9 protein-coding genes and 1 tRNA gene are annotated in these 6,755 nt (G+C 74.9%); 5 read left to right on the top strand and 5 right to left on the bottom strand.

Annotated features, from left to right (window positions below; genetic code table 11):
* Positions 1 to 305: 305 nt before the first annotated feature.
* A complete protein-coding gene (locus ACFOY6_RS23390) occupies positions 306 to 977 on the top strand; it encodes a cytochrome b/b6 domain-containing protein (protein WP_379633182.1) in 672 nt (223 codons plus the stop codon).
* 36 nt (positions 978 to 1,013) lie between these two features.
* Here the strand turns inward: ACFOY6_RS23390 and ACFOY6_RS23395 are convergent, their stop codons facing one another.
* Positions 1,014 to 1,493, bottom strand: coding sequence for a c-type cytochrome (locus tag ACFOY6_RS23395; RefSeq protein WP_379652396.1), 480 nt, complete (start codon positions 1,491 to 1,493; stop codon positions 1,014 to 1,016).
* Positions 1,494 to 1,655: 162 nt separating this feature from the next.
* Between ACFOY6_RS23395 and ACFOY6_RS23400 the strand changes: the two genes are divergently transcribed.
* Together ACFOY6_RS23400 and ACFOY6_RS23405 are read left to right on the top strand one after the other, a co-directional pair.
* Positions 1,656 to 1,732, top strand: a tRNA-Pro gene (locus ACFOY6_RS23400).
* Between the two features lie 170 nt (positions 1,733 to 1,902).
* The gene (locus ACFOY6_RS23405) at positions 1,903 to 2,652 is read left to right on the top strand and encodes a TorF family putative porin (RefSeq protein ID WP_379633178.1); all 750 of its coding nucleotides are present in this window, start codon (positions 1,903 to 1,905) and stop codon (positions 2,650 to 2,652) included.
* A 69-nt stretch (positions 2,653 to 2,721) separates the two neighbouring features.
* Here the strand turns inward: ACFOY6_RS23405 and ACFOY6_RS23410 are convergent, their stop codons facing one another.
* The gene (locus ACFOY6_RS23410) at positions 2,722 to 2,916 is read right to left on the bottom strand and encodes a DUF2842 domain-containing protein (RefSeq protein ID WP_181378033.1); all 195 of its coding nucleotides are present in this window, start codon (positions 2,914 to 2,916) and stop codon (positions 2,722 to 2,724) included.
* Positions 2,917 to 3,083: 167 nt separating this feature from the next.
* On the opposite strand from ACFOY6_RS23410, the gene ACFOY6_RS23415 reads away from it, so the two are divergent.
* Both ACFOY6_RS23415 and ACFOY6_RS23420 read left to right on the top strand, forming a co-directional pair.
* Positions 3,084 to 3,653 (top strand): adenine phosphoribosyltransferase, encoded by a 570-nt coding sequence (locus tag ACFOY6_RS23415; protein ID WP_379652397.1) that lies wholly within the window; start codon positions 3,084 to 3,086, stop codon positions 3,651 to 3,653.
* A gap of 5 nt (positions 3,654 to 3,658) precedes the next feature.
* Positions 3,659 to 4,750, top strand: coding sequence for a hypothetical protein (locus ACFOY6_RS23420; protein WP_379652398.1), 1,092 nt, complete (start codon positions 3,659 to 3,661; stop codon positions 4,748 to 4,750).
* A gap of 43 nt (positions 4,751 to 4,793) precedes the next feature.
* Here ACFOY6_RS23420 and ACFOY6_RS23425 read toward each other — a convergent pair whose 3' ends face one another.
* From ACFOY6_RS23425 to ACFOY6_RS23435, 3 genes are all read right to left on the bottom strand, one after another.
* Positions 4,794 to 5,132, bottom strand: a complete 339-nt coding sequence (locus tag ACFOY6_RS23425) for a flagellar biosynthesis regulator FlaF (protein ID WP_379652399.1) — start codon at positions 5,130 to 5,132, stop codon at positions 4,794 to 4,796.
* A complete protein-coding gene (locus tag ACFOY6_RS23430) occupies positions 5,132 to 5,590 on the bottom strand; it encodes a flagellar biosynthesis repressor FlbT (protein ID WP_109516248.1) in 459 nt (152 codons plus the stop codon). The genes ACFOY6_RS23425 and ACFOY6_RS23430 overlap by 1 nt, the downstream gene beginning before the upstream one ends.
* 242 nt (positions 5,591 to 5,832) lie before the next feature.
* On the bottom strand, positions 5,833 to 6,755 hold a 923-nt coding region (locus ACFOY6_RS23435; RefSeq protein ID WP_379652400.1), incomplete at its 5' end, for a class I SAM-dependent DNA methyltransferase.

A 6,755-nucleotide genomic window follows, 5' to 3' on the forward strand; every position in this document is an offset into this window, starting at 1 on the left:
CCGCCGCCGGGGCCGGCGCCGCGCCGGACAGGGGCGCCGGCGCCGGCGGGGCGAACCAGGCGGCGGGCCATGACGGGCCGGACGAGGGCGCGGCGACCATGAGCCACCCGGCCAGGCCGCCGCCCAGCGCGGCCCCCGCCACCCCCAGCAGGGACAGGCGTGTCCGATCCGTCATGCTCGCATCACCTGGCGATCCCGCATTCTTCCCGCAGCCGGGGCGCCGCCCCTCTCCCGGCCCCCTTGCGGGGAGGGACCGGCGAATTGCTGAATGCTGCCCCGCCACAGGCCACGGGAGCAAGGCTGCGATGCGCAACGAGACACGGATTCGCGTGCAGGTGTGGGATGGCTGGGTGCGGCTGACCCATTGGCTGATCGTCGGCCTGCTCGGCCTGTCCTGGTGGACGGCGGAGACGGGGCGGATGGATCTGCACATGACCAGCGGCTACGCCATCCTGGCGCTGCTGCTGTTCCGTGCCGGCTGGGGCGTGGTGGGGTCGGACACGGCACGCTTCTCGCGCTTCCTGCGCTCGCCGCTGGCGGCGCTGTCGCATCTGCGCCACCTCTTCCGGCGCGCGCCGGACACCGAGCTGGGCCACAACGCCGCCGGCGGCTGGATGGTGCTGGCGCTGCTGGCCGTGCTGCTGCTGCAGGCGGTGAGCGGCCTCTTCGCCGACGACCTGATCCTTACCCGCGGCCCGCTCGCGGCGCACGCCCCCGCCGCCGTCAGCGACTGGATGACCTTCCTGCACATCCGCAACTTCAACGTGATCCTGGCGCTGGCGGCGCTGCACGTGCTGGTGGTCGGCCTCTACGCGCTGGTGAAGGGGCAGGATCTGGTGCGGCCGATGCTGACCGGCAGCAAGTGGCTGCCCGCGCCCCTGGCCGCCACGGCGCCGCGCATCGCCCCGCCGCTGCGGGGCGCGCTGCTGCTGGCGCTGGCCGTGGCGGCGGTCTGGCTCATCGCCGGCCTCGGCTAAGGGCGGGCGCCGGGGAAGCGCCCTCCCACGCCGCCTTCAGCGGGCGCGGTAGTTGCGGTGGCAGGCGCCGCAGGTGCCGCCCGCCTCGCGGAAGGCCGTGGCGGTGGCGCCGGCATCGCCCGCGGCCGCCGCGTCGCGCAGCTTGCCGAGGGCGGCCACCATGTTGGCGCTGGCGCGCTCGAACCCGGCGCGGTCCGACCACACGGCGGGCAGGGCACGGGTGTCGCCCGTGTCGCTGCCGGGCGGGAAGCGGGCGGGGAAACCCTCGAAGAAGCGCTGCATCTCGGTGGCGCGCCCGGCCACCGGCTCCAGCGCGCCGCGCGAATCGAGGATGCCCTTGATGGCCTCCAGATGCCCGGCCATCTGCTTCAGCCCGGCCTTGCGCTCGGCCACCACATCGCCTGCCGTGCCGCTGGCCGCGCCCGCCTGGGCCAGGGCCGGAGCGGCCTGCCAGGCGCCCGCCAGCGCCGCCACCGCCAGCGCCGCGCAGGCCAGCCCTGCCTGTCTCATCCGCATGTCCTGTGTCCCTCCGTCGTCGGTCCCGCGCGCATCACAGCATGACCGGCGCGGCAGAAAAGTGACTTTTTCTTCTCCGCCACGGCCCGGCTGCCCTTGCTGGCACCCGCGCCTGCCGCTATACGCCGCGCCGTGCCCGAGAGGACGCGCCGGCCGGAACGACGGAGCGTAGCTCAGCCTGGTAGAGCACTGTGTTCGGGACGCAGGGGCCGGAGGTTCGAATCCTCTCGCTCCGACCAAATGATCCGGCCGGGGAAAGCCCCGCCTGCCCCTCCCATCCGGGAGACGGCCGGCGGGGCTTTCCGATTCCGCCGCAGGGCGGCGCCGACGTCATCAAAGTTGCACACATTTTGCTAAGGCACCGGTTACCGCCGGAAGCACGAGGCTTCCGGCTGGAGGGGACCTGCCCATGAAGTCTCCTTTGGCCTCCGCCGCTGCCCTCGCCTTGGGCATCCTGCCGCTGAGCCTGCCCGCCGCCGCGCAGACCACGATCGAGAGCGCCGGCCTGACCGTGACGGCCACGCCCGCCATTGCCTCGGACTACCTGTTCCGCGGCATCTCGCAGACGCGCAACCGGCCGGCCGCCTCGCTCACCCTCGACGTGCAGCACGAGACGGGCCTCTATGCCGGCGCCTTCGCCAGCAACGTCACCTTCCCCGGCAGCAATGCGCGGCAGGAGCTGGACCTGCTGGCCGGCTACCGCTTCGCGCTCGGCCCGGTGAACCTGGATCTGGGCGGGGTGTTCTACACCTATCCGGGCTACGACAAGCCCGATGGCAGCTACGATTACAACTACGTCGAGGCGGTCGCGAAGGCGAGCTACACGCTGGACGCGGTGAAGTTCGTCGGCGCCCTGGCCTACTCGCCCGATTTCTACTTCGAGGCCGGCTCGGCCATCTACCTGGAGGGCGGCGCCGATGTCAGCCTGCCGCTCGATGTCACCCTGGCCGGCCGCTACGGCTACCAGTGGATCGACAAGAACCCGCGCTACGGCGCGCCGGACTACGCCAACTGGTCCGTCGCGCTGTCGCGCGAGGTGGTGGCGGGCTTCGCCCTGACGGTCGGCTACTACGACACCAACCTCTCCAAGGCCGAGTGCTTCGCCGGCACCAAGCTGTGCGATGCGCGGGCGATGGTGACGCTCAGCCGCGCCTTCTGACCGGCGCCGCAGGCTCCGGCTCCCGGGCGGCGCGGTCCGCCCGGGGCCTTCTCCCGGCCGTTGCCCGCCTCAGCGCGGCCGCCGCGCCGCCCAGAACATCAGGGCGCGGATGGGAAACACCCAGGCGAGGCCGGCCAGCACGAAGAAGGGCACCTGCAGCGCCCAGTGCAGGCCCAGCATCCAGTCGGCGATGCGCAGCACCACGACCAGGTAGAGGGCGAGGAAACAGAAGCCCGCGAGGCAGGCCAGAAGGATGCGCGGCATGAATCTGCTCTTGGCAGGCCGCCGCCGCTTCGCCAAGCCTCGATCCGGCGGCCCCGGCAGCATCCCGTCATGCGGCTTGCGTTGCAGCGGCGGGCCGGGGCGCCTAGTCTCCGCCGCGACCGGCCGGGCCACCCAGCCCGCCCCCTCCTGCTGACTGAAAGACCCCGATGCCTGACAACGGCCTCACCCCCGCCTCCGGCACTTCCTCGGGCACCCAGGATTTCGACCTGAAGGCGCATATCCGCGGCGTGCCGGATTTCCCGAAGCCGGGCATCCTGTTCTACGACATCTCCACCCTGCTGCGGGACGGCCCGGCCTGGCGCGGGGCGATGGACCGGCTGGCCGAGATCATCCGCCCCTACCGGCCGACCCTGCTGGCCGGCATCGAGAGCCGCGGCTTCCTGATGGCGGCGCCGATGGCGCTGGAGCTCGGTCTCGGCTTCATCATGCTGCGCAAGCCGCGCAAGCTGCCGGGCGCCACCATCGGCTATGATTACGACCTCGAATACGGCAAGGACCGCATCGAGATGCAGGCCGATGCGCTGCGCCCCGGCGAGCGGGTGGTGCTGCTGGACGACCTGCTGGCCACCGGCGGCACCATGGCCGCCGCCATCCAGCTGCTGCGCAAGGCCGGCGCCGAGGTGCCGGCGGCGGCGACGCTGATCGAGCTGCGCTTCCTCAACGGCCGCGCCCGCGTCGACGTGCCGGTCGAGACCCTGGCCACCTACGACGACTGAGCGGCATGGCGGGGCGCGGCATCCACTCCCCCTTCCCGGCACCGCCACAGGGCGGCGCGCCGCGCGGCCGCCGGGCCTGGCTGCGGCTGGCCGGCGCGGCGGCGCTGATGCCGGCCCTGGCCCCGCCGCTGCGCGCCCAGCCCCAGCCGGGCGCCGCCGCCCTGGCTCCCGCCTCTCCGGTTCCCGCTTCCCTGGCCCCGGACAGCGCCACCCTGCTGCTGCCCGGCCCCGAGGGCGGCGCGGCGGCGCAATGGGCGCGCGGGGTGGCGGCGGCGCTGGAGCGCGGCCTGCCGCACGCCGTGGCGCTGCGCACCGTCACGCTGGGCGGGCCGGACGGCGTCACCGCCGCCAACCGCTTCGCCACGCTGGAGGCGGGCGACGGCCGCACCCTGCTCGTGCTGCCCGGCCTGGCCGCGCATGCCCGGCTGGTGGGGGAAAGCCGCGCCCAGTTCCAGCCTGAGGGCTGGCTGCCGCTCTGCGTCTCCTGGCAGGGGGCGGTGCTGGCCGGGCGGGGCGTCCTCGCGCCCACCGCCGCGCGGCCGCTGCGGCTGGCGCTGCCGGGCCCCGACGCGCCGGAAGCGGCCGCCCTGCTGGCGCTGGACCTGCTCGGGCTGCCCGCCATCCCGGTGTTCGGCATCGCCGGCGGCGCGGCGGCCGCTGCCCTGGCTCAGGGCGTGGCCGATGCCATGGTGATCGCCGCTCCCGCCGCCGCCGCCCAGGCGGACCGCCAGCGCCTGCTCCCCTGGCTGGAGCTGGACACGCCCGGCCGGCGGGAGAACCCGGAGGTGCCGGCGGCCAGCGCCCTGCCCGCCATCCGCCCGGCGCCGCTGGCGGCGGCACAGGCGGGCTTCGCGGCGCTGCGGCTGCGCGCGGCGCTGATGCTGCCCGGCCTCACCTCGGCCGATGTCGTCGCCGCGTGGCGGCGCGCCGCCCTGCTCTGGCAGGAGGATGAGGCGAAGCAGCCGGCGGAGACCACGGCCCCCGCCCTGGTGGGCGCCGAGGCGCGCGCCACCATCGCGCCGCTCTGCCCCGCCGCCGATGCCGTGCTGGCCTACCGCGAGTGGCTGCTGCGGCGGCTGCGCTGGCAGGCCGGCTGAGACCCCTCCGGGCGGGCTGGGCTGCATGCCCGCGGAGGCGTGCTCAGTGATAGGTGGCGAGGCCCGCCACGACCTGCTCATTGACCATGATCAGGAAGTCCAGGTCGGGCTGCTCCCGCTCCAGCTCCCGCAGCACGGCGCTGCCGAGCAGGCCGAAGCCGTCCCGCAGGGCATCCGGCAAGGGGCAGGCCGGGCTGCACACCGCCAACAGCACGGCCTGCCAGAGCCGGCGCGTGGCACGCACCGCCGCGGCGCGCCGGCCGACCCCGCCCGCCCGCGCCTGGCGCAGGCGGGACACCGCCGCGCGGAAGGCCTCGGCCTCGGCCGCGCGGCTTTCCGCCAGGGATGCGCCCCCCGTGGCGATCGTCTGGCCGAGCGGCATCACGCCATGGCTCCCGCCCCTTCGCCGGATGGCGGCACGGGATGGGCGCGGGTGGGCGGCTCGGCGGCGGCGCGCAACACGGCATCCTCGTGCTGCATCACGCGGCGGACCAGCTTCAGCGATTGGTAGCACTCGTCCTGCTGGGCCAGGACCAAGGCGCTTTCCAGCATCTCGCGCACCAGGGCCGAGGTGGTGATGCTCTGGAATTCGGCGATCAGATCGCGTGCCAGCTCCAGGCCGCGCTCGCGCTCCTCCTCATTGCCGATATAGGCGGTCTGCAGCGCGAAGTAGATGCGTTTGGCCGGGGTGTCGGCGGCCTCGGGAGTCATGATCTGCTTGCCGAAGAGGAACCGCGCGCGGCTGGTCAGCTCCACCCGGGCGCGGTTGCGGAAGCGCAGCGGGGCGCCGTTGACGACCAGCAGGTCGCCCTGGCGCAGTTCGAGCACAAGCGTGGACATGAACAGCGGTCCTTCGGAACCCGGGCGGATGGCACCGGGCATGTGAGGGGAAAGCTCCGGGCCGCAGGCGAAAGCCGCCGATGCCGCGCCCATGGGTGCGGGGCTTCAACACATTCCGGTCTTGCTCCTGCTGGCGGGGCCGGTCTCGTCCCCTGTCACCGTCGGTGGTGACGGTGGCTCAATCTGCGGTGCAGGAAGTTAACAGGGGCTTGAGGGGCGGGGGCGCCGTTCAACTCCGCCGGTCAGGCGCGGCGGAGCAGCATCAGCACCCCGTCGACCGGCGCGCCCTGCTCCTGGCGCAGCACGTCCCGCCGCTCCGCCACGCCGGCCAGGCCGGCGGCGGCGCAGGTGGCGCGCAGCGCCGGCAGGGCGTGGCGGTAGCGCAGCCCGGGGCCGAGCGCGTAGGGCCCCTCCCCGCCCGCCTCCCCCTCGGCCAGCTCGACGCTGAACAGCGCCAGCCCGCCCGGCCGCAGCGCCGCCCGCAGTGCCGCCAAAGCGGGGCCGAGGTCGCCCAGGTAGTTCAGCACGTCGGCGGCGGCGATCAGGTCCCAGGCGGCGGGGTGGCGGGGCAGGAAGTCCAGCAGGTCCGCCTCGTGCAGGGCGGCGTAGCAGCCCTGGCGCGCCGCCTCGGCCAGCATGCGCGGCGAGAGGTCCAGCCCCTCCAGCCGCCGCGCGAAGGGCGCGAGCGCCAGGCCGGAAAGGCCGGTGCCGCAGCCGAGGTCGAGCGCATCCGCCACCGGCTCCGGCGCCAGCCCCGAGTCGCGCAGCAGCGCCGCCAGGGCGGCCGGGGTGCGGTAGCCCAGCCGGCCGGTGAGGTCCGCCGCGAAGCGCGGCGCGTACTGGTCGAACAGGTCGCGCACATAGGCGGCGGGGGCGCGCTCCGGGGCCAGCGCGCCGGCCAGCGCCGCCAGCAGGAAGCGCGCCTGCCCCGCCACGTCCGGGTCGTGGTGCGCCAGCGCCGCCTCGGCCATGCGGATGGCCTCGGGCAGGGCGCCGGCCTCGCGGCAGGCATGGGCCAGGGCCAGCTTCGTCTCGGCGGCCTCCGGTGCCAGCGCCACGGCCTGGCGCAGCGCCGGCAGCGCCGCCAGCGCCTGCCCCAGCCCGCACAGCGCCTGCCCCAGGTTGCGCAGCGCCACCGCGTCGTCCGGCCGCCGCGCCAGCGCCG

This window comes from Teichococcus aestuarii, from assembly GCF_042651065.1.
In the GTDB taxonomy this organism is placed as follows: Bacteria; Pseudomonadota; Alphaproteobacteria; order Acetobacterales; family Acetobacteraceae; genus Pseudoroseomonas; species Pseudoroseomonas aestuarii.

Coding starts and splice junctions, on each gene's coding strand:
- ACFOY6_RS23390 (WP_379633182.1), top strand. CDS start 306: ATGCGCAACGAGACACGGATTCGCGTGCAGGTGTGGGATGGCTGGGTG.
- ACFOY6_RS23410 (WP_181378033.1), bottom strand. CDS start 2,916: ATGCCGCGCATCCTTCTGGCCTGCCTCGCGGGCTTCTGTTTCCTCGCC.
- ACFOY6_RS23415 (WP_379652397.1), top strand. CDS start 3,084: ATGCCTGACAACGGCCTCACCCCCGCCTCCGGCACTTCCTCGGGCACC.
- ACFOY6_RS23420 (WP_379652398.1), top strand. CDS start 3,659: ATGGCGGGGCGCGGCATCCACTCCCCCTTCCCGGCACCGCCACAGGGC.
- ACFOY6_RS23405 (WP_379633178.1), top strand. CDS start 1,903: ATGAAGTCTCCTTTGGCCTCCGCCGCTGCCCTCGCCTTGGGCATCCTG.
- ACFOY6_RS23395 (WP_379652396.1), bottom strand. CDS start 1,493: ATGCGGATGAGACAGGCAGGGCTGGCCTGCGCGGCGCTGGCGGTGGCG.
- ACFOY6_RS23425 (WP_379652399.1), bottom strand. CDS start 5,132: ATGCCGCTCGGCCAGACGATCGCCACGGGGGGCGCATCCCTGGCGGAA.
- ACFOY6_RS23430 (WP_109516248.1), bottom strand. CDS start 5,590: ATGTCCACGCTTGTGCTCGAACTGCGCCAGGGCGACCTGCTGGTCGTC.